General features: G+C 57.8%; 31 protein-coding genes. 21 read left to right on the top strand and 10 right to left on the bottom strand.

From position 1 onward, the window contains the following. Positions 1-5 precede the first annotated feature (5 nt). Positions 6-866, bottom strand: a complete 861-nt coding sequence (rsmI, locus tag ENTHG_RS11210) for a 16S rRNA (cytidine(1402)-2'-O)-methyltransferase (RefSeq protein ID WP_044179708.1) — start codon at positions 864-866, stop codon at positions 6-8. Between the two features lie 60 nt (positions 867-926). Between rsmI and ENTHG_RS11205 the strand changes: the two genes are divergently transcribed. From ENTHG_RS11205 to dolP, 4 genes are read left to right on the top strand one after another with little or no spacing between them, the layout of a single operon-like run. Continuing rightward, positions 927-3,023: a penicillin-binding protein activator gene (locus ENTHG_RS11205; protein ID WP_044179706.1), complete on the top strand. Its 2,097-nt coding sequence runs from the start codon at positions 927-929 to the stop codon at positions 3,021-3,023. Then, positions 2,981-3,376: a YraN family protein gene (locus tag ENTHG_RS11200; RefSeq protein ID WP_044179704.1), complete on the top strand. Its 396-nt coding sequence runs from the start codon at positions 2,981-2,983 to the stop codon at positions 3,374-3,376. The genes ENTHG_RS11205 and ENTHG_RS11200 overlap by 43 nt, the downstream gene beginning before the upstream one ends. A gap of 20 nt (positions 3,377-3,396) precedes the next feature. Beyond that, positions 3,397-3,987, top strand: coding sequence for a DnaA initiator-associating protein DiaA (diaA, locus tag ENTHG_RS11195; protein ID WP_044180667.1), 591 nt, complete (start codon positions 3,397-3,399; stop codon positions 3,985-3,987). A 9-nt stretch (positions 3,988-3,996) separates the two neighbouring features. Then, positions 3,997-4,572, top strand: a complete 576-nt coding sequence (gene dolP / locus ENTHG_RS11190; protein WP_044179702.1) for a division/outer membrane stress-associated lipid-binding lipoprotein — start codon at positions 3,997-3,999, stop codon at positions 4,570-4,572. Positions 4,573-4,619: 47 nt separating this feature from the next. On the opposite strand, the gene ENTHG_RS11185 is transcribed toward dolP, so the two are convergent. Further along, on the bottom strand, positions 4,620-5,669 hold the full coding sequence (locus ENTHG_RS11185) for a permease (protein WP_044179700.1): 1,050 nt from the start codon (positions 5,667-5,669) through the stop codon (positions 4,620-4,622). Between the two features lie 91 nt (positions 5,670-5,760). Continuing rightward, positions 5,761-6,399 (bottom strand): NAD(P)H-binding protein, encoded by a 639-nt coding sequence (locus tag ENTHG_RS11180; protein WP_044179698.1) that lies wholly within the window; start codon positions 6,397-6,399, stop codon positions 5,761-5,763. Between the two features lie 119 nt (positions 6,400-6,518). Here ENTHG_RS11180 and ENTHG_RS11175 point away from each other — a divergent pair, with 119 nt between their 5' ends. Beyond that, on the top strand, positions 6,519-7,037 hold the full coding sequence (locus ENTHG_RS11175) for a type 1 glutamine amidotransferase domain-containing protein (protein ID WP_044179696.1): 519 nt from the start codon (positions 6,519-6,521) through the stop codon (positions 7,035-7,037). Here ENTHG_RS11175 and ENTHG_RS11170 read toward each other — a convergent pair. Then, positions 7,023-7,460 (bottom strand): YhbP family protein, encoded by a 438-nt coding sequence (locus ENTHG_RS11170; RefSeq protein WP_044179694.1) that lies wholly within the window; start codon positions 7,458-7,460, stop codon positions 7,023-7,025. The two genes, ENTHG_RS11175 and ENTHG_RS11170, sit on opposite strands and share 15 nt — an antisense overlap. Positions 7,461-7,514: 54 nt before the next feature. On the opposite strand from ENTHG_RS11170, the gene ENTHG_RS11165 reads away from it, so the two are divergent. Beyond that, entirely contained in the window at positions 7,515-7,817 is a 303-nt protein-coding gene (locus tag ENTHG_RS11165) for a GIY-YIG nuclease family protein (RefSeq protein WP_044179691.1), read from the top strand. On the opposite strand, the gene ENTHG_RS11160 is transcribed toward ENTHG_RS11165, so the two are convergent. Both ENTHG_RS11160 and ubiT read right to left on the bottom strand, forming a co-directional pair. Continuing rightward, positions 7,804-8,307 (bottom strand): GNAT family N-acetyltransferase, encoded by a 504-nt coding sequence (locus ENTHG_RS11160; RefSeq protein ID WP_044179689.1) that lies wholly within the window; start codon positions 8,305-8,307, stop codon positions 7,804-7,806. The two genes, ENTHG_RS11165 and ENTHG_RS11160, sit on opposite strands and share 14 nt — an antisense overlap. Beyond that, on the bottom strand, positions 8,301-8,825 hold the full coding sequence (ubiT, locus tag ENTHG_RS11155) for a ubiquinone anaerobic biosynthesis accessory factor UbiT (RefSeq protein ID WP_044179688.1): 525 nt from the start codon (positions 8,823-8,825) through the stop codon (positions 8,301-8,303). Before ubiT ends, ENTHG_RS11160 begins: the two co-directional genes overlap by 7 nt. Before the next feature lie 240 nt (positions 8,826-9,065). On the opposite strand from ubiT, the gene ubiU reads away from it, so the two are divergent. From ubiU to ENTHG_RS11080, 15 genes are all read left to right on the top strand, one after another. Beyond that, positions 9,066-10,061, top strand: a complete 996-nt coding sequence (gene ubiU, locus ENTHG_RS11150; protein WP_044179687.1) for a ubiquinone anaerobic biosynthesis protein UbiU — start codon at positions 9,066-9,068, stop codon at positions 10,059-10,061. Positions 10,062-10,069: 8 nt separating this feature from the next. After that, on the top strand, positions 10,070-10,948 hold the full coding sequence (locus tag ENTHG_RS11145; protein WP_044180663.1) for a U32 family peptidase: 879 nt from the start codon (positions 10,070-10,072) through the stop codon (positions 10,946-10,948). 80 nt (positions 10,949-11,028) lie between these two features. Further along, positions 11,029-12,036, top strand: a complete 1,008-nt coding sequence (locus tag ENTHG_RS11140) for a luciferase-like monooxygenase (protein WP_044179684.1) — start codon at positions 11,029-11,031, stop codon at positions 12,034-12,036. A gap of 203 nt (positions 12,037-12,239) precedes the next feature. Then, on the top strand, positions 12,240-13,130 hold the full coding sequence (locus tag ENTHG_RS11135; RefSeq protein WP_044179682.1) for a triphosphoribosyl-dephospho-CoA synthase: 891 nt from the start codon (positions 12,240-12,242) through the stop codon (positions 13,128-13,130). A 155-nt stretch (positions 13,131-13,285) separates the two neighbouring features. Continuing rightward, positions 13,286-14,494: a Na+-transporting malonate decarboxylase, carboxybiotin decarboxylase subunit gene (gene madB, locus ENTHG_RS11130; RefSeq protein WP_044179680.1), complete on the top strand. Its 1,209-nt coding sequence runs from the start codon at positions 13,286-13,288 to the stop codon at positions 14,492-14,494. A gap of 12 nt (positions 14,495-14,506) precedes the next feature. Beyond that, positions 14,507-16,174 carry a malonate decarboxylase subunit alpha gene (mdcA, locus tag ENTHG_RS11125; RefSeq protein ID WP_044179678.1) on the top strand — a complete coding sequence of 556 codons (1,668 nt, stop codon included), beginning with the start codon at positions 14,507-14,509 and terminating at the stop codon, positions 16,172-16,174. An 11-nt stretch (positions 16,175-16,185) separates the two neighbouring features. Further along, a complete protein-coding gene (gene mdcC, locus ENTHG_RS11120; RefSeq protein WP_052332701.1) occupies positions 16,186-16,518 on the top strand; it encodes a malonate decarboxylase acyl carrier protein in 333 nt (110 codons plus the stop codon). Continuing rightward, positions 16,511-17,440 carry a biotin-independent malonate decarboxylase subunit beta gene (locus ENTHG_RS11115; protein WP_044179676.1) on the top strand — a complete coding sequence of 310 codons (930 nt, stop codon included), beginning with the start codon at positions 16,511-16,513 and terminating at the stop codon, positions 17,438-17,440. Before mdcC ends, ENTHG_RS11115 begins: the two co-directional genes overlap by 8 nt. After that, a complete protein-coding gene (gene mdcE / locus ENTHG_RS11110; RefSeq protein WP_044179674.1) occupies positions 17,440-18,321 on the top strand; it encodes a biotin-independent malonate decarboxylase subunit gamma in 882 nt (293 codons plus the stop codon). The genes ENTHG_RS11115 and mdcE overlap by 1 nt, the downstream gene beginning before the upstream one ends. A 16-nt stretch (positions 18,322-18,337) precedes the next feature. Further along, positions 18,338-19,441 (top strand): hypothetical protein, encoded by a 1,104-nt coding sequence (locus tag ENTHG_RS11105; RefSeq protein WP_044179669.1) that lies wholly within the window; start codon positions 18,338-18,340, stop codon positions 19,439-19,441. Further along, positions 19,438-20,124: a malonate decarboxylase holo-[acyl-carrier-protein] synthase gene (gene mdcG, locus ENTHG_RS11100; protein ID WP_044179668.1), complete on the top strand. Its 687-nt coding sequence runs from the start codon at positions 19,438-19,440 to the stop codon at positions 20,122-20,124. The genes ENTHG_RS11105 and mdcG overlap by 4 nt, the downstream gene beginning before the upstream one ends. A gap of 19 nt (positions 20,125-20,143) precedes the next feature. Further along, a complete protein-coding gene (locus ENTHG_RS11095; protein WP_044179666.1) occupies positions 20,144-20,362 on the top strand; it encodes an acyl-CoA carboxylase biotin carboxyl carrier protein subunit in 219 nt (72 codons plus the stop codon). A gap of 320 nt (positions 20,363-20,682) precedes the next feature. Beyond that, positions 20,683-21,063: a malonate transporter subunit MadL gene (gene madL / locus ENTHG_RS11090; protein WP_044179664.1), complete on the top strand. Its 381-nt coding sequence runs from the start codon at positions 20,683-20,685 to the stop codon at positions 21,061-21,063. A gap of 19 nt (positions 21,064-21,082) precedes the next feature. Beyond that, a complete protein-coding gene (gene madM, locus ENTHG_RS11085; protein WP_044179661.1) occupies positions 21,083-21,853 on the top strand; it encodes a malonate transporter subunit MadM in 771 nt (256 codons plus the stop codon). Positions 21,854-21,897: 44 nt separating this feature from the next. Next, positions 21,898-22,329 (top strand): HutP family protein, encoded by a 432-nt coding sequence (locus ENTHG_RS11080; RefSeq protein WP_044179659.1) that lies wholly within the window; start codon positions 21,898-21,900, stop codon positions 22,327-22,329. Here ENTHG_RS11080 and ENTHG_RS11075 read toward each other — a convergent pair. From ENTHG_RS11075 to yrbN, 4 genes are all read right to left on the bottom strand, one after another. Then, entirely contained in the window at positions 22,292-23,233 is a 942-nt protein-coding gene (locus ENTHG_RS11075; protein WP_044179657.1) for a LysR family transcriptional regulator, read from the bottom strand. The two genes, ENTHG_RS11080 and ENTHG_RS11075, sit on opposite strands and share 38 nt — an antisense overlap. Positions 23,234-23,331: 98 nt before the next feature. Beyond that, positions 23,332-24,576, bottom strand: a complete 1,245-nt coding sequence (gene mtr / locus ENTHG_RS11070) for a tryptophan permease (protein ID WP_044179655.1) — start codon at positions 24,574-24,576, stop codon at positions 23,332-23,334. A gap of 137 nt (positions 24,577-24,713) precedes the next feature. Next, positions 24,714-26,615 carry an ATP-dependent RNA helicase DeaD gene (deaD, locus tag ENTHG_RS11065; protein ID WP_044179653.1) on the bottom strand — a complete coding sequence of 634 codons (1,902 nt, stop codon included), beginning with the start codon at positions 26,613-26,615 and terminating at the stop codon, positions 24,714-24,716. Then, positions 26,608-26,688, bottom strand: coding sequence for a protein YrbN (gene yrbN / locus ENTHG_RS25080; protein WP_122959175.1), 81 nt, complete (start codon positions 26,686-26,688; stop codon positions 26,608-26,610). Before yrbN ends, deaD begins: the two co-directional genes overlap by 8 nt. Positions 26,689-26,694: the final 6 nt, after the last annotated feature.

The raw sequence follows: 26,694 nt of genomic DNA, 5'->3' as shown, positions 1-26,694 counted from the left end.
AATAGTTACCCCTGCTGCTCCAGCGCATACTTATACAGCGCGTTCTTCTTCACCCCGTGGATTTCCGCGGCCAGCGCGGCGGCTTTTTTCAGCGGCAGCTCCGCCTGTAGCAGCGCCAGGGTACGCAGGGCATCTGCGGGCAGCGCGTCTTCCTGCGCCTTGTGGCCCTCGACGATCAGCACCATCTCCCCTTTGCGACGGTTCTCATCCTCTTTCACCCAGGCCAGCAGGTCGCCCACCGGCGCGCCGTAAATGGACTCCCAGGTTTTGGTGAGTTCGCGCGCCAGCACCACATAACGGGACGCTCCCAGCACGGCGACCATATCCTCAAGGCTTTCCAGCAGACGGTGGGTGGACTCGTAAAAAATCAGCGTGCGCGATTCGGTTTCTAACGCTTTTAACGTGTCGCGGCGGCCTTTTGATTTGGCAGGCAGAAAACCCTCGTAGCAGAAACGGTCCGAGGGCAGCCCGGCCGCGCTCAGGGCCGCAATCGCCGCGCAGGGGCCGGGCAGCGGCACCACGCGAATACCCGCCTCGCGGCAGGTGCGCACCAGATGGTAGCCGGGGTCGTTAATCAGGGGCGTACCGGCATCGGAAACCAGCGCGATGTTCTGCCCCTCCTGTAACTTCGCCAGCAGCGTTTGCGCTTTTTGTTGTTCATTATGATCGTGCAGAGCAAACAGACGCGCGTTAATGGCGAAGTGCGAAAGCAACAGCCCGGTGTGGCGCGTATCCTCGGCGGCGATCAGGTCGACATCCTGCAACACGGTAAGCGCGCGCTGGGTGATATCAGCCAGATTGCCGATGGGCGTGGGCACAATGTAGAGCTGGCCCTGAGAATTGTCTGCTGATTCGTGTTGTTTCATTGTTTGATCCGTATTGCCGATTTAATATTGAGCATTGCGTAAAAAATCACTGGATACAGTATGCTACCGTCAACATTTCTACGTTCGAAAGCTATGCGTTGCGTGCCCGTTCTGCTGGCCGCGCTGCTGTTCGCAGGCTGCGGCACTCAGCCTGTCGATCAAAGCACCAGCCACCTTGAAGGAACTGCGCAGGCCGATTCGGGCTATTACCTGCATCAGATGCAGCAAAGCGCAGATGATAGCAAGACCAACTGGCAATTACTCGCCATTCGTGCACTGCTGAAAGAGGGCCAGACCCAGCGGGCAGGCGAGCTGTTCAGCCAGTTGCCGCAGGATCTCAATGACGCGCAGCGCAGCGAGCAGGCCTTGCTGGCGGCAGAGCTTAAACTCAGCCAGAAAGATTACAACGCCGCGCTGGCGCTGCTTGGCAAGATTTCCCCGACCGAGTTAAGCCAGAATCAGCAGGCGCGCTACTGGCAGGATGTGATTGCCGCTAACCAGAATAAACCTTCGCTGGCGCTGCTGCGGGCGTTAATCGCTCAACAGCCGCTGCTGGGCCCCGTGCCGGAAAAACAGAAGAATATCGACGCCACCTGGCAGGCGCTGTCATCCATGACGCCGGATCAGGCGAAAACGCTGGTGATCAACGCCGACGAAAACGTATTACAGGGGTGGCTGGATCTGCAGCGCGTCTGGTTTGATAACCGCAACGATCCGGACATGCTTAAAGCCGGAATCTTAGACTGGCGGCAGCGCTATCCGCACAATCCCGGGGCGAGCATTCTGCCCAGCCAGTTAGCCAACGTGCAGAATTTCCGCCCGGCCTCCGTCAATCAAATCGCCTTATTGATACCGCTTAACGGCCAGGCTGCCGTATTTGGCCGCGCCATTCAGCAGGGTTTTGAGGCGGCAAAAAACGGCGTTGCGCCGGTTTCAGGCCCGGCGGTGCCCCAGCAGGTGGCCCAGGCGGCGAACGCGAACATGAACGACGTGGTCAGCCCGTCACAAACCGATGTTAACGACCTGACCAAAGAACAGACCGCCGATCAAGCGCAGCCGGCACAGACTGAGCAGAGCGCCGCAACGCAGCCATCGCAGCCCGTCCAGCAGCCGCAGCAAGACCCGGCGGCACCGGCAAACCAGCCCGTGGACGCCCCGGTGGTCACCAGCGCGCCAGCTAACCCCGGCGCATCGCTTAAGATTTACGACACCAGCTCCATGCCGCTGAATCAAATCCTCACTCAGGTTCAGCAGGACGGCGCCAGCATTGTTGTCGGCCCGCTGCTGAAAAACCAGGTTGAAGAGCTGATGCGCAGCCAGACCAGCCTTAACGTGCTGGCGCTGAACCAGCCGGAAAACGTCGAAAACCGCGCCAATATCTGTTACTTCGCCCTGTCGCCGGAAGATGAAGCCCGCGACGCCGCGCGCCATATGCGCGACCAGGGGCGCCAGGCACCGCTGCTGCTGCTGCCGAGCAGCTCTCTTGGCGACCGCGTGGCTACCGCCTTCGCCGAAGAGTGGCAGAAGCTTGGCGGCGGGATCGTGCTTGAACAACGGTTCGGCTCTGTCGCCGAGCTGCGCATGGGCATTAACAGCGGCTCCGGCATCGCCATGACCGGCAGCCCGGTCAACGCCAGCCTACCGCAGCAGCAGGGCGTCACCATTGGCGGACTGAACATCCCTGCCCCGCCGACCGAAGCGCAAATTACCGGCGGCGGCAACGTCGACGCCGCGTATATTCTGGCCACCCGGAGCGAAATCGCGCTGATTAAGCCGATGATCGCTATGCGCAACGGCAGCCGCAGCAGCGTGATGCTGTATGCCAGCTCCCGCAGCGCGCAGGGCGGCGCAGGGGCCGACTTCCGCCTGGAAATGGAAGGGCTGCAGTTTAGCGAAATCCCGATGCTGGCAGGCAGCAACCCGGCGCTGATGCAGCAGGCGCTCTCCCGCACCAATAACGATTACTCGCTGGCGCGGCTGTATGCGATGGGTGCGGACGCCTGGACGCTGGCCAACCACTTCTCGCAGATGCGCCAGGTGCCTGGCTACGAGATCAACGGCAACACCGGCGACTTAACCGCCACTCAGGATTGTGTGATTAACAGGAAGTTATCGTGGCTCAAATACCAGCAGGGGCAGATCGTTCCCGCCAGTTAACCCGTAAGCAGACCGGCGACGCGTGGGAAATGCAGGCGCGTCGCTGGCTGGAGCGCAAGGGACTGCGCTTTATCGCCGCCAACGTGCGTGAGCGCGGCGGCGAGATCGACCTGATTATGCAGGACAGTTCCACAACGGTGTTCGTGGAGGTGCGCTTTCGGAAGTCGTCGCTGTTTGGCGGCGCGGCGGCCAGCGTTACCGCCAGCAAGCAGCGCAGGCTTCTGCTCGCCGCCCGTTTGTGGCTTGCCCGGCACAATGGGAGTTTTGACACTGTGGATTGCCGGTTTGATGTGGTAGCCTTCACCGGCAATGACGTTGAGTGGATACAAAACGCGTTTAACGACCACTCATGATGATAATGATAGGGATCACCGTGCTCGATAGAATTAAAGTTTGCTTTACCGAAAGTATTCAAACCCAGATTGCGGCGGCGGAAGCGCTGCCGGACGCCATTTCCCGCGCGGCTATGACCCTGGTGCACTCCCTGCTCAACGGCAACAAAATCCTCTGTTGTGGCAACGGCACGTCCGCCGCCAACGCACAGCATTTTGCTGCCAGTATGATCAACCGCTTCGAAACGGAACGCCCGAGTTTACCCGCCATTGCACTAAATACCGATAATGTGGTCTTAACCGCGATTGCAAACGATCGTCTGCAGGACGAAATCTATGCCAAACAGGTGCGGGCGCTTGGACATGCTGGCGATATTTTGCTGGCCATTTCCACCCGGGGAAACAGCCGCGATATCGTCAAAGCGGTGGAAGCGGCGGTAACGCGCGATATGACTATCGTGGCGCTCACCGGTTATGACGGCGGCGAACTGGCCGGGCTGTTAGGGCCGCAGGATGTCGAAATACGTATTCCTTCCCACCGTAGCGCGCGCATTCATGAGATGCATATGCTGACGGTCAACTGTTTATGCGATCTGATTGATAACACGCTTTTTCCTCACCAGGATGATTAAGGAGTACACATGAAGGCATTAACGCCCCTCGCGGTCCTTATTTCCGTGCTGCTGTTGCAGGGTTGCGTTGCGGCGGCTGTCGTGGGCACCGCGGCTGTCGGCACCAAAGCGGCGACCGACCCGCGCACCGTAGGCACTCAGGTCGATGACGGCACGCTGGAACTGCGCGTTAATAGCGCGCTGTCGAAAGACGAACAGATTAAGAAAGAAACCCGCATCAACGTTACTGCCTATCAGGGGAAAGTGCTGCTGGTCGGCCAGACACCCGTAGCCGATCTTGCCGCCCGCGCCAAACAGATTGCGATGGGCGTAGAGGGCGCGACCGAAGTCTATAACGAAGTTCGCCAGGGCCAGCCTATTGGCATGGGCACCGCCGCCAGCGATACCTGGATCACCTCGAAAGTACGCACCCAGCTGCTGGGCAGCGATCAGGTGAAATCTTCCAATGTGAAAGTGACTACCGAGAATGGCGAAGTGTTCCTGATGGGACTAGTAACCGCCCGCGAAGGTCAGGCGGCGGCGGATATCGCCAGCCGCGTTAGCGGCGTAAAACGCGTAACGACGGCGTTTACCCTGATTAAATAGTCCGCCTTTACTCCCTCTCCCTGTGGGAGAGGGTTGGGGTGAGGGCATCAAACCGCACCAGTATAAAAAACCACCACGCCGGTCATTGCGCCGCCTGCGGCCACCAGCGCTGCCGTCAGCCACAGCGCTTTGGCGGGGAACGCCTTGCGGAGCATCATCAGCGACGGCAGGCTCACTGCCGGTAACGTCATCAGCAGCGCCATCGCGGGCGCGGCGCCCATCCCCGCCAGCATCATCGCCTGCGCAATGGGAATCTCCGCCGCGGTCGGAATCACGAACAGGCAGCCAGCAATCGCCATGGCGATTATCCATAAAAGCGAATTATCGATCGCGCCATCCGCATGCGGGAACAGCCAGACGCGCGCCGCGCCCAGGATCAGCACCGCCAGGATATAGACCGGAATTGTGCTCCAGAACAGGGTCCACAGCGCCCTTCCCCAGCGAGCCAGAAAGTGGCCCTGCGGCTCTGCTACGGGCATGTCCAGCGGGGCCGTCTGCTGCGCATCGTCTTTTACCAGATACTGAACCAGCGAAGCGACGCCCACCACCATGACCAGCCCGGCGACGAGGCGAACCGCTGCGAACTGCCACCCCAGCACGAAGCCCATAAAGACCAGCGTTGCCGGGTTAAGCAGCGGGTTGCCCATCCAGAAAGCCAGCGCCCCGCCCATGGAGATCTGCTGGCGACGCATCCCCGCCGCCACCGGTGCCGCGCAGCAGGAACACATCATACCAGGCAGCGAAAAGAGCGTGCCGAACAGCGTACCGCTCAGGCGCTTTTGCCCCAGCGTGCGCAGCAGCCAGTTACGCGGAATCAACACCTGCACCAGCGAACCCAGCAGTACGCCGAGTACCGCTGCTTTCCACACCGCCAGGAAATAGACCAGCGCGTAATCAAGCGCCGCCTGAAGCGGATTGTCATTAGCCTGGGCGAGAATAGATTTGCCGATGCTGTGGGTCTCGGCAGCCGTGAAAGCCTTGCCATAATAGGGCTGCCATTTGACGTACCACAGGCCGACAATCACCACGAGAAAAAAGAGCGCGGGCTTCCACCATTGCACAGGTGCCGCCGCATGAGATGAAGACTGACCAGCCATACCATTCTCCGGGGAGTAAGAGCCTGTTCACCAGGCTCCGGGATAAATTTTCCCGGCGAATACTACGCCTGGCTTCGCGGTTTGGAAATGATTAATCGTTGGCCCTTTGTCGCAGTTCGGAAGAGGAGAGGATAATAACCTGCTCTGCCATCGGCGAAAATGCCGTGTTGAGCATAGCGCTGGCAACGTCGCGGGCCTCAATTGATTTCCAGTCACCCGGAAGCAGGCGAAACAGCGGCGCAAACAGCGATTCATTCACCCGCCGTTTTTTGCGCTCGCCGATTAACATCGCAGGGCGCGCAATGGTCAGCCGCGGCCAGCCCTGCTCCGTCAGCGTCTGCTCCATTTTGCCCTTCACCCGGTTATAGAAAAAAGGCGAATTCAGGCTGGCCCCCATCGCGCTGACCACCAGCATATGCCGCGCCCCCTGCCGCAGGCCGGTCAGAGCCGTATCTACTACCAGCGTGTAATCGGCAAGTACGAAGGCCTCTTTGCTTCCCGCCTCCCGCCGCGTAGTGCCAAGGCAGCAAAAGACAATATCCACCGGGTCGGTTACCTGCGCCAGCGCATCCGTCAGCTGCGGATCGTGGGGGTTAAATATCCCGGCTCCGGCATGCAGAGGCCGACGCGTCGGCGCGGCAATGGCGCTGACGCGCGGATCGTTTTGCAGCATGCGCAGCAGAATGCCGCCTACCAGCCCGGTAGCCCCGGTTATCAATACCCGACTCATATCTCCCCCGTTTTACAGACGAGTCTGGGTTGCAATGTCACGCTGCTGAACCAGACTTATTAATCCTGATTGTCATTATTGATGAAAATGACGAGTCTGAATGGAATAACGGAGGAAACATGAGCAAGAAAATTGCGGTCTTGATCACCGACGAGTTTGAAGATTCAGAATTTACGTCTCCGGCGGCAGAGTTCCGCAAAGCAGGCCATGAAGTGGTCACGATTGAGAAAGAAGCGGGGAAAACCGTTAAGGGCAAACAAGGCGAAGCCAGCGTCACCATCGACAAGGCGATTGATGAAGTCAGCCCCGCCGAGTTTGACGCCCTGCTGCTGCCTGGCGGCCATTCGCCGGACCAGCTTCGCGGCGATGACCGGTTTGTTACCTTCACCCGTGATTTTGTTAACAGCGGCAGGCCGGTATTTGCCATCTGTCACGGCCCGCAGCTGCTGATTAGCGCCGACGTGATTCGCGGCAGAAAACTGACCGCGGTGAAACCTATCGTGGTGGACGTGAAAAATGCGGGCGCTGAGTTCCACGATCAGGAAGTGGTGGTCGATAAAGACCAGCTGGTCACCAGCCGTACGCCGGACGATCTGCCCGCCTTTAACCGGGAAGCCCTGCGTTTACTGGGTGCCTGATTCCCTTAACCAGTAAAGCTTCTTGCCAAACCCCAGCGTATTGTCGGTGAACTTAAGTTCGTGAAGGCGAATTTCCCACATCGGCGCTGACAATACGCGGGCTACTGGAAAGCGTCGGTTATACCGCGCGCGCGGTTCGACGCTTTCTTCCTCGCTCAGGCGACGGATCTCGCCGCTAAACTGTAAGCCCCGAATCAGCGCCACCGTTTTCGGCTGTCCGCTCACCGTGCCTGCCACCTTTGCCTGTTCGCCGGTCATCCGGGCGTGGCGCGTTTTATCTTCGCTAAGCAGGTAAAAAGCTACCTTTTGCGGATCAAAGACGAAAAAGGCGTTGGCGCACCATAGCGCGTCGCCGCTGGACACGCACCAGCTCACCACGTGCTGCTTTGCCAGCCACCGGCTAATTGTCGCAAGTGTTTCCATTTCTTAGCATCCCCGTGTTATTTTTCTTCCACATTAGCATAACGACAGACGGTCATGACGCTCTGGTTTCTCTACCTTATCCGCACCCCCGATAACCGCCTCTACACGGGTATCACCACCGACGTCACACGCCGCTTTGCCGAGCATCAGCGCGGAAAGGGCGCGAAAGCGCTGCGGGGTAAAGGCGAGCTGGCGTTGGCCTTTTCGGCGCAGGTAGGGGAACGGTCGCTGGCGCTGCGCATCGAGTACCGCATCAAGCAGCTGACGAAACAACAGAAAGAGCGCCTCGTCGCCGGAGATGGCGTATTCGAGGCGCTACTGCAGAGCCTGAAACCGCAGGCGGTTAAAAGCGATTGAAATGAGTGTGGTACGCCACCAGGCCGTTAACGTTCTCCAGCGCGTCGTCCGCCAGCGGATGGAGCTGGAAGGCCGCTTCGCTGCCCGGCCACTGGCAATGGAGGCCATGCTGCGCGGCAGGGGTAAAGCCAAGGCGGCTGTAAAGAGCGGGATCGCCAAGCGCCACGACCGCCGCATAGCCAAACTCATTGAGTGAATCCAGCCCTTCATAGACCAGCTGTCGCGCAATGCCCTGATGGCGAAAAGCGTCATCTACCGCCAGCGGCGCCAGGCCGACCCACTGGCGATCTTCACCCTCTACCGTGACCGGGCTAAAGGCGACATAGCCTACCACCTGCCCTTCGTCGTCCGTGGCGACCAGGCCCAGCGTGATCAAACCGTCTTCGCGCAGGTCGTGCACCAGCGTCGCCTCCCGCTCATCCGCAAAAGTGCGGCGCAGAAGCGCATCGATTCCCGGCGCATCAATTCCAATTTCGACTCGAATCAGCATGGTTCACCTACAGAAGGTTGTGGCGTTGATGGCGGCGTTTGCAGGCCCGCCTCAACAAAATCCGCCAGTTGCAGCAGGACAACGCGCAGCGTTTTCGGCATCTGCTCCAGCTCAATGGCGTCCATCAGGTTTTTCACATACAGCCCAAGCTCGGTGTCGCCTTCAATAACCAGCCGACGCTGGAAAAAGAGCGTGTCCGGATCCTGTTTACGCGCGGCGATCATCAGCAAATCGCTGGCGTCCGCGCTAAAGCTCACATCAGCGGTGGCGGTTTCGCGCACGATCAGGCGTGAATTCTCCACTGAGGTATACCACGACAGGCCAATATCGCGAACCTGGATACTTAACCAGCGGCCTTCGAGAAACTCCAGCTCCCCATCCGCCAGCGCCTGCTGGAATTGCCAGCGCAGCATCTGCTCCAGCACCTGTCGTTTAAGAGCAAAAGGTGCCAGTTTAACCGGCACGCTCAGCAATGACGGGCCAAAATGAACGAGCTGTGAGCGCAGTTTTTGCAACACGAGCTTTACTCCCTGCAATAAAAAATTCCGTCTATTCTGCCATATCAGATAAACGACATAGCGGCGTAAATCAACAATTACGTCAGAAGGGCGCGTCGATTATTACCGTCACCAATACACAATTAACTGCCTCAAATCAAAAATTGTCGCAGGCAGGTTAACTAAAATCCCAGTTCGTTAACAATTTTGCGACCCCAGAGGGTTGCCTGGGCCAACGCGCCCCGGATTTCAGGATAAACTATGGAGTTGCTCTGCCCTGCCGGAAACCTCCCGGCGCTGAAGGCGGCCATCGAAAACGGCGCCGATGCGGTCTATATCGGCCTGAAAGATGACACCAACGCCCGCCATTTTGCCGGCCTTAACTTTACCGAAAAGAAATTGCAGGAAGCGGTCAGCTTCGTGCACCAGCACCGCCGCAAACTGCATATCGCTATTAACACTTTCGCTCACCCTGACGGCTACCAGCGCTGGGAGCGGGCTGTTGACATGGCGGCACAGATTGGCGCGGACGCGCTGATCCTGGCCGATCTGGCAATGCTGGAATATGCCGCAGAGCGTTATCCCCATATCGAACGCCATGTCTCGGTGCAGGCCTCCGCCACCAATGAAGAGGCGGTGAACTTTTATCATCGCAACTTCGACGTCGCGCGCGTGGTATTACCGCGCGTACTGTCGATTCATCAGGTGAAACAGCTGGCCCGCGTGACGCCGGTGCCGCTGGAGGTCTTCGCCTTCGGCAGCCTGTGCATTATGGCGGAAGGCCGCTGCTACCTGTCCTCATACCTGACGGGCGAATCGCCGAACACCGTCGGCGCCTGCTCGCCTGCCCGCTTCGTGCGCTGGCAGCAAACGCCGCAGGGGCTGGAGTCACGCCTGAACGAAGTGCTGATTGACCGCTATCAGGATGGCGAAAATGCCGGTTACCCGACGCTATGCAAAGGCCGCTATCTGGTAGACGGCGAGCGCTACCATGCGCTGGAGGAGCCCACCAGCCTCAATACGCTGGAGCTGCTGCCGGAGCTGCTGGCGGCGAATATCGCCTCGGTGAAAATTGAAGGCCGCCAGCGCAGCCCGGCCTACGTAAGCCAGGTGGCGAAGGTCTGGCGGCAGGCGATTGACCGCTGCATGGCCGACCCGCAGAACTTTGTGCCGCAGCCCGCGTGGATGAACACGCTGGGCGCGATGTCCGAAGGCACGCAGACCACCCTTGGCGCTTATCACCGCAAATGGCAGTAGGAAAAACGATGAAATATTCACTCGGGCCGGTGCTTTACTACTGGCCGAAAGAGACGCTGGAAGATTTTTACCGCCAGGCCGCCGACAGTCATGCCGATGTGGTTTATCTTGGCGAAGCGGTGTGCAGCAAGCGTCGCGCCACCAAAGTGGGCGACTGGCTCGACATGGCGAAATCCCTTGCCGGAAGCGGTAAGCAGGTGGTGCTTTCTACTCTGGCGCTGGTGCAGGCCTCTTCCGAACTCAATGAGCTGAAACGCTACGTCGAAAACGGCGAGTTTTTACTGGAGGCCAGCGACCTTGGCGTGGTGAACCTGTGCGCGGAGCGCAAACTGCCGTTTGTGGCGGGCCATGCGCTGAACTGCTACAACGCGGTCACCCTGCGCCTGCTGCTCAAACAGGGGATGGTGCGCTGGTGTATGCCGGTGGAGCTCTCCCGCGACTGGCTGGCGAACCTGCTCAATCAGTGCGACGAACTGGGCATTCGCAACCAGTTTGAGGTGGAAGTGCTGAGCTACGGTCACCTGCCGCTGGCGTACTCCGCCCGCTGCTTTACCGCCCGTTCCGAAGACCGTCCGAAAGACGAATGCGAAACCTGCTGCATCAAATATCCCAACGGGCGCAGCCTGCTCTCGCAGGAAAACCAGCAGGTGTTCGTGCTTAACGGCATCCAGACCATGAGCGGCTATGTCTACAACCTCGGCAACGAACTGGCGTCGATGAAGGGGCTGGTGGATATGGTGCGCCTGTCGCCGCTGGGTAGCGAGACATTTGCGATGATTGACGCCTTCCGCGCCAATGAAAATGGCGAAGCGCCCCTGCCGCTTGCCGCCAACAGCGACTGCAACGGTTACTGGAAACGTCTGGCCGGTCTGGAACTGCAGGCCTGATAAATAGCTCACTTTGTTAACAGACCTGGCTAATCTTTAATGCAGTATTAAAAGATTAACCGGTAACAAAGTGAGCCGTTATGTCTGATAAAACTGTTTCGTTCTCGGTGCTGGACCTGGCGCCGATCCCCGCAGGCTCCTCCGCGAAGGAGGCCTTTTCCCATTCGCTCGATCTGGCGCGCCTTGCCGAACGGCGCGGCTACCATCGTTTCTGGCTGGCGGAGCACCACAATATGGTCGGCATCGCCAGCGCCGCTACCTCGGTGCTGATTGGTTACCTGGCGGCTAACACCTCCACCCTGCATCTGGGGTCCGGCGGCGTCATGCTGCCCAACCACTCGCCGCTGGTGATCGCCGAGCAGTTCGGCACGCTGAATACGCTCTATCCCGGGCGCATCGATCTGGGGCTGGGACGCGCGCCGGGCAGCGACCAGCGCACGATGATGGCGCTGCGCCGTCATATGAGCGGCGATATCGATAACTTCCCGCGTGATGTGGCCGAACTGGTGGACTGGTTCGACGCCCGCGACCCGAATCCCCACGTGCGGCCGGTGCCCGGCTACGGCGAGAAGATCCCGGTCTGGCTGCTGGGCTCCAGCCTGTACAGCGCCCAGCTGGCGGCGCAGCTTGGCCTGCCCTTCGCCTTTGCCTCCCACTTCGCCCCGGATATGCTGTTCCAGGCGCTGCACCTGTACCGCACCCAGTTCAAGCCGTCGGCGCGGCTGGATAAACCGTACGCGATGGTCTGTATTAACATCGTCGCCGCCGACAGCAACCGCGACGCGGAGTTCCTGTTTACCTCCATGCAGCAGGCCTTCGTCAAGCTGCGCCGGGGCGAAACCGGGCAGCTGCCGCCGCCCATCGAGAATATGGATCAGTTCTGGTCGCCTTCGGAGCAGTATGGCGTGCAGCAGGCGCTGAGCATGTCGCTGGTGGGGGATAAAGCCAAAGTGCGTCACGGGCTGGAGTCAATCCTGCGGGAAACCCAGGCGGACGAAATCATGGTCAACGGCCAGATCTTCGATCATCAGGCGCGTCTGCATTCGTTTGACCTGGCGATGCAGGTGAAAGAAGAACTGCTGGGATAGTGAGCGATGCGGCATTTTTGCCGCATTTCTTCGGGCCCGCAAAAGCGTTTTGTGATCGTCTTCATTCATATTTCCGCATAATCCCCGCCTTATTACGTTGAGCGTAATTACATTACCTCTGGCGTAATTGTTCCTGCAAATTAACGGTGTTAGTTTTCCTCTGTTTTATTTCTCAACCCTGAACCTGGTAAAAGAGAATAACCATGAGCCAACCAACTGCCCGTGCTATGTGGATCGGCGAGTGCTTATTAAAAGCGCTATTAATGGAGGTCTCCGCCTGGCCTAAACCCGGCCTGGTCACACCTCACTCGCAAGGGGCGCATAATGATATGGATATCTGGTTATTCATTACCAGCTCATCGGCTATTGCTCCCTGTTTTAGCGCCTGCGCCCATGCCGGGGAAAATCATCAGGGCTCGCTGGCGGAACTTTTCACCGCCATCCGCGCTATTGGCATTCAATACGAAAATACGCTGCTGCGCGCAACCCAACAGGTTAATACCCAGCGCGGCATCCTTTTTTCCGGCGCGGTTCTGGCGACAGCGGCAGGATGGCTTTCCGGGCGCGGGGAAACGCTCTCTTACCGCGCCTTAAGCCACTGTGTTGCAGAGCTGTGCCGCGATCTTTGCCGCCGTGATTATGCCGCGCTGGCCGTACGCCCGGCCCGGACGCACGGCGAGAAACTGTATGCCGAGTTCGGCATTACCGGCGTGCGCGGCGAGGCGGAGCAAGGTTTTCCCCTGGCCTGCCAGGTCGGCTTGCCCGCCCTGCATCAGGCGCTGGACAACGGACTGGGCTGGCGCGAATCGCTTATTCATACGCTGCTCACGTTGATGGCCCATTGCGACGACACCACGGTGCTCTTTCGCGGCGGCCAGCAGGCGCTGGCAGAGATGCAGCAATATGCCCGGCGTCTGGTGGCGCAGGGAGGAATGTTTAACCCCGCGATTGAGCGGGAACTGGATAATTTTAATTCGTGGTGTCTGGATAAATGGGTCAGCCCTGGGGGTTCGGCCGATTTATTAGCGCTGTGTCTGGCGATGTATTTTCTCTGCCGCCAGCCGCAAGGGGATATGACAGAAGGAAGGATATGAACATCTATTTATATACTTTATTAACGTATGGCTTAACGATTGTAATTTCATTTGCGGTTGTCGGCATCATTGTTGGCGTCAACAAAATGATGAATAAGTTAAATATCACCGACGATTAATCTGCGAACTTTATCTTTGCCATCAGGAATATTTTTATGGATATCTTTGTTAAGCTCTTTTCGGGCATAGGTACCTTTTTTATTGAAGATCCGAAAATAGCCATCGCGCGTTTTCTGCTCATTGTACTGGGCTTTGTATTAGCCTGGATGGGGTTCCGTCGAAAACTGGAACCGTTAATTATGGTGCCGATGGGTCTCGGCATGATTGCCGTTAACGCCGGGGTGCTGTTTCTGGCGGGCGGGGAAACCGGCACGCTCATCCTTGACCCGATGGTCAGCGAACCTAATGCGCTGGTTAACCTGATGCAGGTGAACTTCCTGCAGCCGGTCTATAACTTCACCTTTAGTAACGGCCTCATCGCCTGCATCGTTTTCTTCGGCATTGGCGCGATGAGTGACATCAGCTTTATTCTGCTCCGTCCCTGGGCCAGCATCGTTGTCGCCCTGTTCGCCGAGGCGGGAACCTTCGCCGCGCTGCTGCTGGGTATTGAACTGTTCGGCCTGCCCGCTAACGAAGCCGCGTCGATTGCCACCATCGGCGGCGCGGACGGACCGATGGTGCTCTTTGCTTCCCTTATCCTCGCGCCGAACCTGTTCGTCCCCATCGCCATTATCGCTTATCTCTACCTGAGCCTGACCTACGCCGGTTATCCATACCTGGTGCGTCTGCTGGTACCGAAGAAATACCGTGGCCTGGAAGTTGACATTGAATACCCCACCGTATCGAAGAAAGCGAAATTCATCTTTACCGTCTGCGCTTGCCTGCTGCTGTGCCTGCTGCTGCCGGTCGCCGCGCCGCTGATCCTCTCCTTCTTCCTTGGGATTGCCATTAAAGAGGCGGAGATCGAGCCGTTCCAGAAACTACTGGAATCCACGCTGACCTATACCGCGACCCTGTTCCTCGGTCTGCTGCTGGGCACGCTGTGTGAAGCGCAAACCATTCTCGACCCGAAAGTCGCCATCATCCTGATCCTCGGTATTGGCGCGCTGGCCATCTCCGCCGTAGGCGCCCTGCTGGGCGGCTGGTTTATCTGGCTTATCTCGAAAGGGCGTTATAACCCGGCCATCGGTATCGCGGGCGTCTCCTGCCTGCCGACCACGGCAAAAATCGCGCAGAAAGAGGTTAACCATGAGAACCCCTACGCCATCATCCTGCCGCTGGCAATGGGTGCGGGCGTGAGCGGCCTGATCGTCTCGGCTATCGCCACCGGGATCTTTATCTCCACGCTATTCCTGCTGAATTAATGGAGTCAACACATGCTAAAAGAGCACAACTGGCATCAACTCAAGGACGATACGGCACAGCGCCTGAATCAGCTGGCCCCGTATTTCCGTGACGGCAAAATAATCGACGCGAAAGATACCGTCGCCGCGCTGGAAGCCGTTATCCGAAGCCACGATCGCGTCAATATCGAAGGCAACAACCAGAAGCAGGCAGATTTTCTCTCTGAATGTCTGTGCCAGCTTGATCCGCAAAAGATCTCCGGCCTGCATATGGTGCAGTCTTCCGTACCGCTGTCCAGCCATCTGGATCTGTTCGAAAAAGGGGTCGCCGAAAAGCTCGACTTCGCCTATGCCGGGCCGCAGGATGGCCGTCTGGCGAAGCTGATTCAGGAAGGTAAGATCAAGCTTGGCGCTATTCATACCTATCTGGAACTGTTCAGCCGCTACTTTGTTGACCTTACGCCGCGCGTGTCGCTGATCACCGCCTTTGAGGCAGATAAAGACGGCAACCTTTACACCGGCTTTAACACCGAAGATACCCCGGTCATTACCGAAGCGACCCACTTCCGCCAGGGGATCGTGATCGCGCAGGTTAACAAGATTGTCGATAAAGTGGCGCGCGTCGATATTCCCGGCGACTGGGTAAATGCGGTGATCGAAGCGCCGCGCCCGTTCTACGTCGAACCGCTGTTTACCCGCGATCCGGGGTTAATTACCGATACCCAGGTTCTGATGGCAATGATGGCGCTGAAAGGCATCTATGCCGAATACGGCGTTGAGCGTATTAACCACGGGATCGGCTTCTTCACCGCCGCCATTGAACTGCTGCTGCCCACCTACGGCGAAGAGCTGGGGCTGAAAGGCAAAGTCTGTACCCATATGGTGCTCAACCCGCACCCGACGCTGATCCCGGCCATCGAAAGCGGCTGGATCCAGTCGGTGCACTGCTTCGGCGGCGAACTGGGCATGGAGAAATATGTCTCCGAGCGCCCAGACGTCTTCTATATCGGCCAGGACGGCACCTTACGCTCCAACCGCGCCTTCGCCCAGGCCGCGGGTCACTACGCGCTGGATATGTTTATCGGCGGCACGCTGCAGATCGATAAGTACGGTAACAGCAGCACCGCCACCGCCAGCCGCGTCTCGGGCTTTGGCGGCGCGCCGAATATGGGCTGCGATGCCAAAGGCCGTCGTCATGCCACGCAATCCTGGCTGAAATGCGGCGAAGAGTTTAACCCCACCCAGCAGCAGCTGATTGGCGATATGCCGCGCGGCAAACGTCTGGTTGTGCAGATGCAGGAGACCTTCCGCGAGAAGCGCCAGCCCGCGTTCGTCGACAGGCTGGACGCCTGGGAACTGGCGGAAAAAGCCAACCTCGCCCTGCCGCCGGTCATGGTGTATGCCGATGACGTCACCCACGTTCTGACCGAAGAGGGCATCGCCTATCTGCACCGCTGCGAGGGGCTGGAACAGCGCATGGCGGCTATTCGCGCCGTGGCGGGTTACTCCGAAATCGGCCTTGCCGCCGATCCGGCGCAGACACAGCAGCTGCGTGAGGCAGGCATTGTCAAAACGCCGGAAGATTTGGGCATCGATCGCCGCCGCGCGAATCGTCAGATGCTGGCGGCGAAAAGTATCCGCGATCTGGTCAACTGGTCTGGTGGGCTCTATAACCCGCCCGCTCGATTCCGTAACTGGTAGGGGAAAAGGACATGGCTCTACATCAAATATCACATCATTTCAGCGGCACCAGCGAAAAGGCATCTCTGCCGCAAACCGTCCACTGCGGCGTTGTTGGCTCCGGCGATCTGGAGGTCCTGCTGGAGCCGAAAGCGCTGGCGGGCGGCATTGAAGTCCGCATCTGCACGCCGGTGACCGGTTTTGACCATATCTGGGAAATCGTCCTCAAGCGTTTTCTGGAAAACGGACCGCTGGGAAATATGCTGGTCAGCATTAACGACAACAACGCTACGCCTGCGGTCGTGGCGTTACGAATTCAGCAAGCGTTACAGCAGGCTATGCCGGGAGAAACCCATCATGAATGACATGCGTTTTCTGGAGGCCAGCGCCCGCGTTCGCGCCAGTTCGCTGGTGGATAAAGGCACCTTTACTGAACTGATCGGCCCGGCGGATAAACGAACCAGCCCGCACCTGCCCGTACTCAATGAGGCGGTGGAGTTTGATGACGGCATCGTCACCGGCATCGGCCTGCTGGGCCAGCACCCGGCGATTGTCATCTCCCAGGAAGGACGCTTTATCGGCGGCGCGGTGGGCGAAGTGGGCGGCGCAAAAATGGTCGGCGCGCTGATGCTGGCGGACGAACTGGCGGCGCAGACCACCGATCCGGCCCGCCGCCCCATCGTACTTATCTCCTTTGAAACCGGCGGTGTGCGTCTGCATGAGGCTAACGCCGGGCTGTTGGCCCATGCCGAGTGCATGGACATGCTGCAAACCCTGCGCGGTCGCGTCCCGGTCGTGGCGATGATCGGCAGCAAGATCGGCTGTTTTGGCGGGATGGGCTTTGTGGCCGCCGCCACCGATATCATCGTGATGAGCGAATCGGGCCGCCTGGGGCTGACCGGGCCAGAAGTCATTGAACAGGAGATGGGCCGCAGCGAATTTGACGCCTCGGACCGCGCGCTGGTGTTCCGCACCACCGGCGGTAAGCACAAGTACATCGTCGGCGACTGTAACTATCTGATTGCCGACTCGCTTGCGGCATTCCACCAGCAGGCCGCGCTGATTGCCGACCTGGACTGGCCGCAGATTGAAGCCATGCGCCGCATTGGCAGCGAAGCGAAAGTGCGCGCCCAGATGGCGTTAACGCGGAAAATCAGCGAGTCAGAGCCGTCAGATGCGCGGGATGTCTGGGCGATGGCGGGCAATACCGCGCCCCAGACGCTGGTGGATATGGATCTGGAGACGTTCCTGAGCAACGTTAAACGCCTGCCGGTGGAGGAAGCATAATGGAAAATTTACTCGGCCAGGGCCGCGCCGCTATCGACCTGATTGTCGACGAAAACAGTTTTGCAGAGAACGCGCTGCCGGACCTCAACCTGCCTTATGAGGATTACGGCCCCGGCGCCGTTGTCGGCAGCGCCCGTATTAACAGCGAAGTCTGCACCGTTATCGCCAACGACGCCATGACCTTTAACCCGCGCTTCCCGGTGGTGTACGCCGGAGTCATCGGCCTGGAAGAGGGGTACAAAATGGCGCTGGCGGTCTATCGCACGCTGGCGATGGATAAAGACAAGCCCTTCACAGAAAAACGTCCGCTGGTGCTGATTGTCGACACCCCAGGCAACGGACCGGGCAAGCTGGAAGAGATAATCGGCATGAATAAAGCCACCGGCGCCTATCAGCTGGCGCTGGCGGAGGCACGCCACGCCGGGCACCCGATTATTGCGATGGTGATTGGTCGCGCCATTAGCGGCGCGTTCCTCTGCCACGGTTTGCAGGCTGACCATATCCTGAGCCTGACGTCGGAGTTTGGCACCATGATCCACGTGATGCCGCTGAGCAGTATCGCGCGTATTACCCGCCAGGACGTAGAGCGCCTGAGCGAGCTTTCCCGCACCAATCCGGTCTTCGCGGCCGGGCCGGAATTCTTCTGGCAACTGGGCGGCGTGGAAGAGCTGATCAAGGCGATCCCGGAGATGAAAGCGGCGATCGTGCGCCACATCGCAGAGGTCCGCCAGCAGAAACAGACGGCAGGCGTGACGGCGACGGGCCCGCAGGGGCGCGGGATCGCAGGCGAAGAGCGCGGCGGCAGAAAAATGCGCAATGTCATTCTGGCGCAGATGCGCGAGGAGTACCAGGCGGTCGCGGCGCGTTATCAGCCGGCCTGATTCAGGAGGACGCGCTATGAACGATCCTATCGCCACGCTCGAATGGCTGGTTGATGCCCAGCAGGGTATCCCTACGTTAACGGAGATGCCCCGCCGTACGCTGAGCGATAAAGGTATCGCTGGCCCAACGGCGGCGCATGTTATCGAGGAGATCCACACGCCGCTGAACCTTGCGCTGGTTACCTTTACCACGGGCAGCAGCGCATTTCAGAACATCGTTGGCGTAACGCAGAACGAACTGCCGCTGCGTATCGCCGCGGGCAAGCGTGTGCTGGCGGAAAGCGGTGTAACCGCGGGGCAGTATATGGTGGTGACCTACGCGCCGCTGGTCAATGTGTTCACGCGTCAGGCGCTGGATGAGAGCGGCCTTCACTGGTCGTTTTTATCCCGCTCCTGTCGGGACGCGTTGCTGGTTGCCCTGTGTCGCCAGCAGCCGAATGTGGTGGTGGGAGAGTCCTCGTTTTTACGCGCCACGCTGGAGCAGGCGCTGAAGATGAATCTGCAGGCGTATTTACCCAAGGCGCTGACACTGATAACCGCGGGCACGCCTCTTGATGAAGCGCTGGTTCCGCTGTGCGCTTCGCTGGGCTATGCGCTGCATGACGTCTACGGTTGCCAGGAGTTCGGCTGGCTGATACTGGACGGTACGCCGGTTCGGGACGATATCTCCCTGGTCGCCGCGCCGCAGGGCGGCGACTGGCGGGAGGTGATTGTTGGCGGTCTGCCCACCGGCGACAGCTTTCCCGTCGCGGCGAACGGCCATCTGTGTAATGCGCAGGGCAAAATCCAGACCTGGAAGCGTCAGCGCACCACCCCGGAATATGACATGGTGGTCATGGCGACCACCGCGCATCACCAGGAAATTGTGGAGCGGACGGCGAGGACGATCTTGCGCATCAAGGGGCGCATCTGCCGGGTCAGCGCACGGCTACAAACCGATGCCAGCGCCACCCATATTCGCCTCTTTCCCGTTTCTGTGCCGGGCGATGAAGCGGCGAAGGCGGAGGCGGTCGATATTATCGGTCCACAGGCCACCGCACAGTTTGACGCCCTGCTTTCGGCGCAGCGGGATTTGCAGCAGCAGGCGAAAAACGATCCGGCCTGGAGCAAGCAACGATGAGCGCTCTGCAACGCCATACCCTGTGCTGGCTGGAGAGCGCTGAACTTCGGCTGATTGCCAGGCAGTTAAACGGCGCGTTTAGCGCCCTGCCCGCCTCGTTGCGCGAAGAAGCCCGGGACTTTCTGCTCTCCGGGTATCTGCCCGGCATTGTACGCAGGGGCATCCGTGATGAGGCAAGCATTTCGCTGGGCTTTTGCTTTCCCCAGCGCTGGCAGGGGCAGCGTTTACGCCTGGCGACGGTTGCGTCATTACAGGCGGTCACGCGGGTATCAACGCCGGAGCAAACGGCTACCCTGCCCGCCGTCAGCCGTACCAGCGCGATACGCGCCTTTAACGCACTGCGCCAGGCGTGGCGCGGGCCGGAAACCGGACTCGGCGTGTGGGGTTCGGTGGCGCTGGAGATGACGACGCCCTGGCTATGGACGGACAGTCGCTCCGATTTAGATATTCGCATAACGCCCCGGCACGAAGTGGCGTTACGCGATTGTCACTCGCTTCTGGCTGATATTGCTCAGCAATACGCAGTGCGTATTGATGGCGAAATTGATTTACGCAATGGTTTTTCCATCAATATCAAAGAGTGGTTTAGCGGGAGTCAGACCCTGCTGGCTAAAGGTGAGACCGATGTAGAGTTAATGCCGCGACATGAGGTCGCCGGGTTAATAAAACATCTTTATATTTAATATATTAAAGGAAATTAATATGTCTGAAGTTAAATCAAAAGTTCCGGGCGTTGTGGATGAAGTTAAAGCTGCCGTGGGCGATAAAATTGAAAAAGGCCAACCGGTAGTGATTCTCGAAGCAATGAAAATGAAAATGCCTGTGGCTTCCCCGGAAGCTGGCGTGCTGAAAACTCTGGCGGTAAATCCCGGCGATCGCGTTAACCCCGGCATGGTTTTATTTGAAATTGCTGCTGAGTGAGCCATCACGTTTTTTATTAATAAAAAAGTTGTGCGGCATTCCTTTGTGATATAACCATTATGCCTGCGTCATATCAGCGGCAGACACTTCGCTGATATGACCGGCAAGGGTGTTTACGTATATACCCTTAATAATTCGAGCCGCAGAAAATTCAATGTATACGCAGCTCGATACAGGACGGGTATAAATTACTGTTGAATGCACGCATTATAAAAACACACTGTGCTAAAAGTCTTTGTATCTTTTTATTGTGATTTCCCGGCCTGGCTGGCCGGATTTATATTTCACTTTTAGTATAGGGATAAAAAAAGAGAGACATCATGATTATTTATGGATTGATGTTAATGGGATTGTGTATGTTCGCCGGGTTAATAATCGGCGACGTTCTGGGCTTGCTACTTGGTATTTCCGCAAATATTGGCGGCGTCGGCTTCGCCATGCTGTTTTTAGTCGTTATTTCCCAGAAGCTGACGGAAAAGGGACTACTGTCTAAACCCGCCGAACAGGGGGTGGGATTCTGGAACGCGATGTATATCCCGATTGTTGTCGCCATGTCCGCGAACCAGAACGTGGTGGCTGCCCTTAAAGGGGGCCCCGTTGCGCTCATTGCTGGCCTTGGCGCGGTGGTGATTGGTTTTCTGCTGATTAAGCCTCTGAGCAAAATCGGCAGCAAAAACACAATGGCGCGTTCAGCAGACTAACCGGTGGAGGGAATAAAGAATGGAACAACTCACAAAAATTCTTACCAGTAACTTCACCAGCAATGCCCTGATCACCGCTTTTGTGGTCGTCGGTCTTATCTGCTGGGCCGCCGCCTGGCTCTCTACCCACGTGTTTCGCGGCAAAATTCACAGCTCGGCTATCGCTATTGTCGCCGGTCTGCTGCTGGCCTGGCTCGGCGGGGAACTCACCGGCGGCAAAAAAGGGCTTTCTGATATCACCCTCTTTAGCGGTATCGCCCTTATGGGCGGCGGCATGTTCCGTGATTTCGCCATTATCGCTACCGCCTTTGGGGTGAAGCTTGAAGAGCTGAAAAAAGCAGGCCTGGCGGGCGCGCTGGCGCTGGTCGTTTCCACCGTGCTCTCCTTCTACCTGGGAGCGATTGTTTCGTGGGCCTTTGGCTATACCGATGCCGTCAGCATGGCGACCATCGGCGGCGGCGCGGTGACTTTTATCGTCGGTCCCGTAACCGGCGCAGCGCTTGGCGCAAGCTCGGACGTTATCGCGCTGAGTATCGCTACCGGGGTTATTAAGTCCATCGCCATTATGATTGTCACGCCGCTGGTCGCAAAAGCGGCCGGGCTGAACTCTCCTACCGCGGCTATCGTATACGGCGGATTAATGGGCTCGACCAGCGGCGTGGCCGCGGGACTTGCCGCCACCGATCCGAAGCTTGTCCCTTATGGCGCAATGACCGCAACCTTCTATACCGGTCTGGGCTGCCTGCTGGCGCCGTCTGCGCTCTACCTCTCTTTAGCCCCGTTCTTTTAACCACACGCGCCTGTTGTTTTACGCAACAGGCGCCAGGAATTCCTATGCACGCATTTCAGCGAATGAAACCCGGACAAATTGCGATCCAGGCCTCCCTGTGTACGCAGGAAGAGGAAGAAATTTTCCGGCAAAAGCTGCTGGCGGATAAACCCGAACACCGAATCGGTTTTGCCTTTATCAGCGGCACATCGGATGAACTGAGAAACAAACTCCAGCGCTGCGTCATCGGCTGCGCGTTGAAGAACCAGATCATCGCCAGGCAGGAGTCGGCCATTTTCACCCTGTGTTCAGTCAGCCGCCAGGCGCTGACCCACGCCTTAACCAACACCATCACCGGCGATCATATCCGCCTGAAAATCGCCTTAGTCAGCAACCCCCGGTGGCTCGCCGTCGCAATGTACGGCGAAGCCCAGGTTTATCAGCGCATTACCCAGGAAATCATGGGGCTTTGTTTACATCGTTATTCTCCCGCATAAGCTGCCTGGCATACATACGGCATTCCGCTAATAGCGAAAGCAGGCTGGGGTGACTCTCCTGGCTGCGAGGGAAAACCAGGGAGATCTCCTGCTCCATGCGGTAAGCCTCCTGCAACGGCAGCAGACGAATACCGCTTCTGAACAGCCCGCGCATTCTGCCAGGAATCAGCGTATACCCGACGCCCGCATTAACCATGCTCATCAGTGAAAACACATCATGAACCCGTACGGCGATGTCCGGAACGAAACCGGCAATTTGAAACGCTTCCTGAAAACCACGCCAGGTGGCAAAGCCTTCGCTAAGGGCAATAAACTTTTTATTCTGTAATTTACGCAAATCGACAGGGGTGGCCAAATCATCCACATCCGTGACGGGCACGGCCAGGAATATGGAGTCAGAAAATATGGTCCAGGTCTCAAACAGCTGGGTATTGTAATCATCCGGCGTGGAGATCAGCACCGCATCAACTTTTCCTTCATTGAGCGCTTCCAGTAATTTCTTATTAGAGTTCATAATAAATTCAATGGAGAGTTCAGGGCGCCTTTTCTTGAGACCCTGAACAATTTGCGGGGCGGTTTTCAATACCAGGGAATATAGCAGCCCAAGGCGCAAAACAGGAGAGTGATAACCGGCAGCTTCACGCGTCAGATATATACATCGCTCCAGCGCGTTCATCACTTCGCGGGCCTGTTCCTGCATAACTCTGGCACCGGGAAGCGGATGAAGATTACGCCCATTATGCGTGAACAAAGAGCAACGTAAATTATCTTCCAGCGAATGTAAGGCGCGATGCACGCTTACCGGCGAAATATTCATGGCCTCTGCGGTTTTTGAGACATTCATTGATTCCATATAGCTAAGGAAAATCTCAAGTTTACGCAGGGTAATATCACTGTTTTGCATCTAAATATTCCCTTATTTAAAAATAACTTAATAATAAGGGAGAATAAGAAGATATTGTTTGAGCCAGATCGTTAAATCTGGCTCCGAAGATAATAGTGTTACTGGTAGACCGGCAGAATATTAAATGTCGACAGAATATGCACGACTGCGTTGCCGACGCCAAACAGCAGAATAAGCATAATCATCGGCTTGCCGCCCCAAACGCGGAATGTCGGGCTACCAAAGCGCTGGCGGGAAGCGCGGGCCAGCAGCGCAGGGACAATCGCCGCCCACACCGTCGCCGCCAGCCCCGCATAGCCGATGGCGTACAGAAAACCATTGGGCCATAACAGACCGCCGACGATCGGCGGCAGGAAGGTGAGCAACGCGGTTTTAAAGCGCCCCGAGGCCGAATCATCGAAGCCGAACAGATCCGCCAGATAGTCAAACAGGCCGAGCGTGACGCCCAGGAACGAGCTTGCCACCGCAAAGTTGGAAAAGACCACCAGCAGCAGGTCCAGCCCGCGACTGTTCAGCACGCCGCTCAGCGCCTGAACCAGCACGTCAATATTGCCGCCCTCTTTCGCAATGCCAATAAATTGCGGGCGCGGGATGTTCCCCATCGTAGCCAGCAGCCAGACGCTGTACAGAACCAGCGCCAGCAGCGTACCCAGGATCACACATTTGGCAATGGTGCGCGGATCCTTGCCGTAATATTTCATCAGGCTTGGCACGTTGCCGTGATAGCCAAACGACGCCAGGCAGAACGGGAGCGTCATCAGGATATAGGGTGTGTAAGAGGCGTTGCTCTCCGCCACGTTGAATAACGTCGCGGGCTGTACATGGCCCAGCAGGCTGCCGAAAGTCAGAAAGAAGGTGATGACTTTTGCGCCCAGCACTATCGCCGTCATCCGGCTGACGGCTTTCGTACTCAGCCAGACCACAAAGGCCACCAGCAGGGCGAAGCCGAATCCCGCCGCGCGGGCTGGCACGTTCAGCGACATCTCCGCAAAGGTGTGATGCAGTATCGAGCCGCTCGCTGAAATATAGGCGTAGGTCAGAATGTAGAGCACAAAGGCAATAGACAGGCCATTGACCACATTCCAGCCGTTGCCCAGCAAATCTTTGGTAATGGTGTCGAAGCTGGCGCCAATACGATAATTGAGGTTCGCCTCCAGAATCATCAGCCCTGAATGGAGCATGCAGAACCAGGTAAAAACCAGCGCCGCCATCGACCAGAAGAACCATGCGCCTGACATCATGACCGGAAGGGAAAACATCCCTGCGCCAATCACCGTACCGCCAATTATCACCACGCCAGCCAGCAACGAGGGGGTTGCCTGCGTGGTTGTCAGTGTCGCCATTCTTTCTTCTCCTGTAAGGCACCAATGCCGCTGCATTGTACCAGTACAAGAGTACAAAAATAAAAAAGAAACCCCGATGGTTCGCATCGGGGTTGTATCATTTACTTTACAAAGCGTAAAGAGAACTTACAGCGCGATTATGCGTCACCGAAACGACGGCGACCGGTGCTGCTCTCTTCACGATCGCGGCGCGGCGCACGACGTTCACCGCTGAAGCTGCGGCCTTCGCCACGACCGCCTTCACGACGTTCGCCACCGAAGCTGCGACCGCCTTCACGACGCTCGCCGCCGAAGTTACGACCACCGCCGCGACGCTCACCGCCACGATCCGGACGCGGCTGCGCATCACCCAGCAGCTGCATATTCATCGGCTTGTTCAGAATACGCGTACGGGTAAAGTGCTGCAGAACCTCACCCGGCATACCTTTCGGCAGCTCAATGGTGGAGTGAGAAGCAAACAGCTTGATGTTACCAATGTAGCGGCTGCTGATATCACCTTCGTTAGCAATAGCGCCAACGATATGACGAACTTCAACGCCGTCATCACGGCCAACTTCAATACGGTACAGTTCCATATCGCCTGCATCACGGCGCTCACGACGCGGACGATCTTCACCGCCACGCTCGCCACGCGGACCACGATCGTTACGATCGCGACGTTCGAAGCGATCGTCACGCTCGCGGAACTCACGCTTAGGACGCATCGGCGCATCTGGCGGAACAATCAGGGTACGTTCGCCCTGCGCCATTTTCAGCAGCGCGGCGGCCAGCGTTTCCAGATCCAGCTCTTCGTCTTCTGCGGTCGGCTGGATTTTCGCCAGCAGCGCGCGGTACTGATCCAGATCGCTGCTTTCCAGCTGCTGCTGTACTTTCGCGGCGAATTTTTCCAGACGGCGTTTGCCCAGCAGCTCTGCGTTCGGCAGCTCCACTTCCGGAATGGTCAGCTTCATGGTGCGTTCAATGTTGCGCAGCAGACGACGCTCGCGGTTCTCAACGAACAGCAGCGCGCGGCCAGCACGACCCGCACGACCGGTACGGCCAATACGGTGAACGTAAGACTCAGAATCCATCGGGATATCGTAGTTTACTACCAGGCTGATGCGCTCAACGTCCAGGCCACGGGCCGCAACGTCGGTGGCGATCAGAATATCCAGACGACCGTCTTTCAGGCGCTCCAGGGTCTGCTCACGCAGCGCCTGGTTCATGTCGCCGTTCAGCGCAGCGCTGTTATAGCCGTTACGCTCCAGCGCTTCGGCCACTTCCAGGGTCGCGTTTTTGGTACGAACGAAGATAATCGCCGCATCAAAATCTTCCGCTTCCAGGAAACGCACCAGCGCTTCATTTTTACGCATGCCCCAGACAGTCCAGTAGCTCTGGCTGATGTCAGGACGGGTGGTCACGCTGGACTGAATGCGCACTTCCTGCGGCTCTTTCATAAAGCGGCGGGTAATGCGGCGAATCGCTTCCGGCATGGTAGCGGAGAACAGGGCGGTCTGATGACCTTCCGGGATCTGCGCCATAATGGTTTCAACGTCTTCGATAAAGCCCATACGCAGCATTTCGTCAGCTTCGTCCAGCACCAGACCGCTCAGTTTAGAGAGATCCAGCGTGCCGCGTTTTAAGTGATCGAGCAGACGTCCCGGCGTACCGACGACGATCTGCGGCCCCTGACGCAGGGCGCGTAACTGCACGTCATAACGCTGGCCGCCGTACAGGGCCACCACGTTTACGCCGCGCATATGTTTAGAGAAATCCGTCATGGCTTCGGCAACCTGTACCGCCAGTTCGCGGGTCGGCGCCAGCACCAGAATCTGCGGTGCTTTCAGCTCGGGATCGAGATTGTTGAGCAGCGGTAAAGAGAACGCTGCAGTTTTGCCGCTACCGGTCTGGGCCATACCCAGAACGTCACGACCGCCCAGCAGGTGCGGAATGCACTCAGCCTGGATTGGAGATGGTTTTTCGTAACCCAGATCGTTAAGGGCTTCAAGGATAGGAGCCTTCAGGCCCAGATCTGCAAAAGTGGTTTCGAATTCAGCCATGTAGTACGTGTGCCTCAATGTCAATGGCGGCCAGTCTACATAACTCATCGTGAAAATTTTCGGTAATTTTCATTGAAAA

This window comes from Phytobacter massiliensis JC163, assembly GCF_000321045.1.
In the GTDB taxonomy this organism is placed as follows: Bacteria; Pseudomonadota; Gammaproteobacteria; order Enterobacterales; family Enterobacteriaceae; genus Phytobacter_A; species Phytobacter_A massiliensis.
The sequence above is the reverse complement of the archived record's forward strand: the minus strand, read 5'-3'. Positions and strand labels throughout refer to the sequence as shown.

Bases quoted from the DNA above. Each gene is read 5' to 3' on its own strand.
- ENTHG_RS11185 (WP_044179700.1), bottom strand. From the start codon at position 5,669: ATGGCTGGTCAGTCTTCATCTCATGCGGCGGCACCTGTGCAATGGTGG.
- dolP (WP_044179702.1), top strand. From the start codon at position 3,997: ATGAAGGCATTAACGCCCCTCGCGGTCCTTATTTCCGTGCTGCTGTTG.
- rsmI (WP_044179708.1), bottom strand. From the start codon at position 866: ATGAAACAACACGAATCAGCAGACAATTCTCAGGGCCAGCTCTACATT.
- deaD (WP_044179653.1), bottom strand. From the start codon at position 26,615: ATGGCTGAATTCGAAACCACTTTTGCAGATCTGGGCCTGAAGGCTCCT.
- madM (WP_044179661.1), top strand. From the start codon at position 21,083: ATGGAACAACTCACAAAAATTCTTACCAGTAACTTCACCAGCAATGCC.
- ENTHG_RS11170 (WP_044179694.1), bottom strand. From the start codon at position 7,460: ATGGAAACACTTGCGACAATTAGCCGGTGGCTGGCAAAGCAGCACGTG.
- ENTHG_RS11095 (WP_044179666.1), top strand. From the start codon at position 20,144: ATGTCTGAAGTTAAATCAAAAGTTCCGGGCGTTGTGGATGAAGTTAAA.
- yrbN (WP_122959175.1), bottom strand. From the start codon at position 26,688: ATGAAAATTACCGAAAATTTTCACGATGAGTTATGTAGACTGGCCGCC.
- mdcC (WP_052332701.1), top strand. From the start codon at position 16,186: ATGGCTCTACATCAAATATCACATCATTTCAGCGGCACCAGCGAAAAG.
- ENTHG_RS11175 (WP_044179696.1), top strand. From the start codon at position 6,519: ATGAGCAAGAAAATTGCGGTCTTGATCACCGACGAGTTTGAAGATTCA.
- ENTHG_RS11075 (WP_044179657.1), bottom strand. From the start codon at position 23,233: ATGCAAAACAGTGATATTACCCTGCGTAAACTTGAGATTTTCCTTAGC.
- mtr (WP_044179655.1), bottom strand. From the start codon at position 24,576: ATGGCGACACTGACAACCACGCAGGCAACCCCCTCGTTGCTGGCTGGC.
- ENTHG_RS11080 (WP_044179659.1), top strand. From the start codon at position 21,898: ATGCACGCATTTCAGCGAATGAAACCCGGACAAATTGCGATCCAGGCC.
- madL (WP_044179664.1), top strand. From the start codon at position 20,683: ATGATTATTTATGGATTGATGTTAATGGGATTGTGTATGTTCGCCGGG.
- madB (WP_044179680.1), top strand. From the start codon at position 13,286: ATGGATATCTTTGTTAAGCTCTTTTCGGGCATAGGTACCTTTTTTATT.
- ENTHG_RS11165 (WP_044179691.1), top strand. From the start codon at position 7,515: ATGACGCTCTGGTTTCTCTACCTTATCCGCACCCCCGATAACCGCCTC.
- mdcE (WP_044179674.1), top strand. From the start codon at position 17,440: ATGGAAAATTTACTCGGCCAGGGCCGCGCCGCTATCGACCTGATTGTC.
- mdcA (WP_044179678.1), top strand. From the start codon at position 14,507: ATGCTAAAAGAGCACAACTGGCATCAACTCAAGGACGATACGGCACAG.
- ENTHG_RS11135 (WP_044179682.1), top strand. From the start codon at position 12,240: ATGAGCCAACCAACTGCCCGTGCTATGTGGATCGGCGAGTGCTTATTA.
- ENTHG_RS11180 (WP_044179698.1), bottom strand. From the start codon at position 6,399: ATGAGTCGGGTATTGATAACCGGGGCTACCGGGCTGGTAGGCGGCATT.
- ENTHG_RS11115 (WP_044179676.1), top strand. From the start codon at position 16,511: ATGAATGACATGCGTTTTCTGGAGGCCAGCGCCCGCGTTCGCGCCAGT.
- ENTHG_RS11145 (WP_044180663.1), top strand. From the start codon at position 10,070: ATGAAATATTCACTCGGGCCGGTGCTTTACTACTGGCCGAAAGAGACG.
- ENTHG_RS11140 (WP_044179684.1), top strand. From the start codon at position 11,029: ATGTCTGATAAAACTGTTTCGTTCTCGGTGCTGGACCTGGCGCCGATC.
- ubiU (WP_044179687.1), top strand. From the start codon at position 9,066: ATGGAGTTGCTCTGCCCTGCCGGAAACCTCCCGGCGCTGAAGGCGGCC.
- mdcG (WP_044179668.1), top strand. From the start codon at position 19,438: ATGAGCGCTCTGCAACGCCATACCCTGTGCTGGCTGGAGAGCGCTGAA.
- ENTHG_RS11160 (WP_044179689.1), bottom strand. From the start codon at position 8,307: ATGCTGATTCGAGTCGAAATTGGAATTGATGCGCCGGGAATCGATGCG.
- ENTHG_RS11205 (WP_044179706.1), top strand. From the start codon at position 927: ATGCTACCGTCAACATTTCTACGTTCGAAAGCTATGCGTTGCGTGCCC.
- ENTHG_RS11105 (WP_044179669.1), top strand. From the start codon at position 18,338: ATGAACGATCCTATCGCCACGCTCGAATGGCTGGTTGATGCCCAGCAG.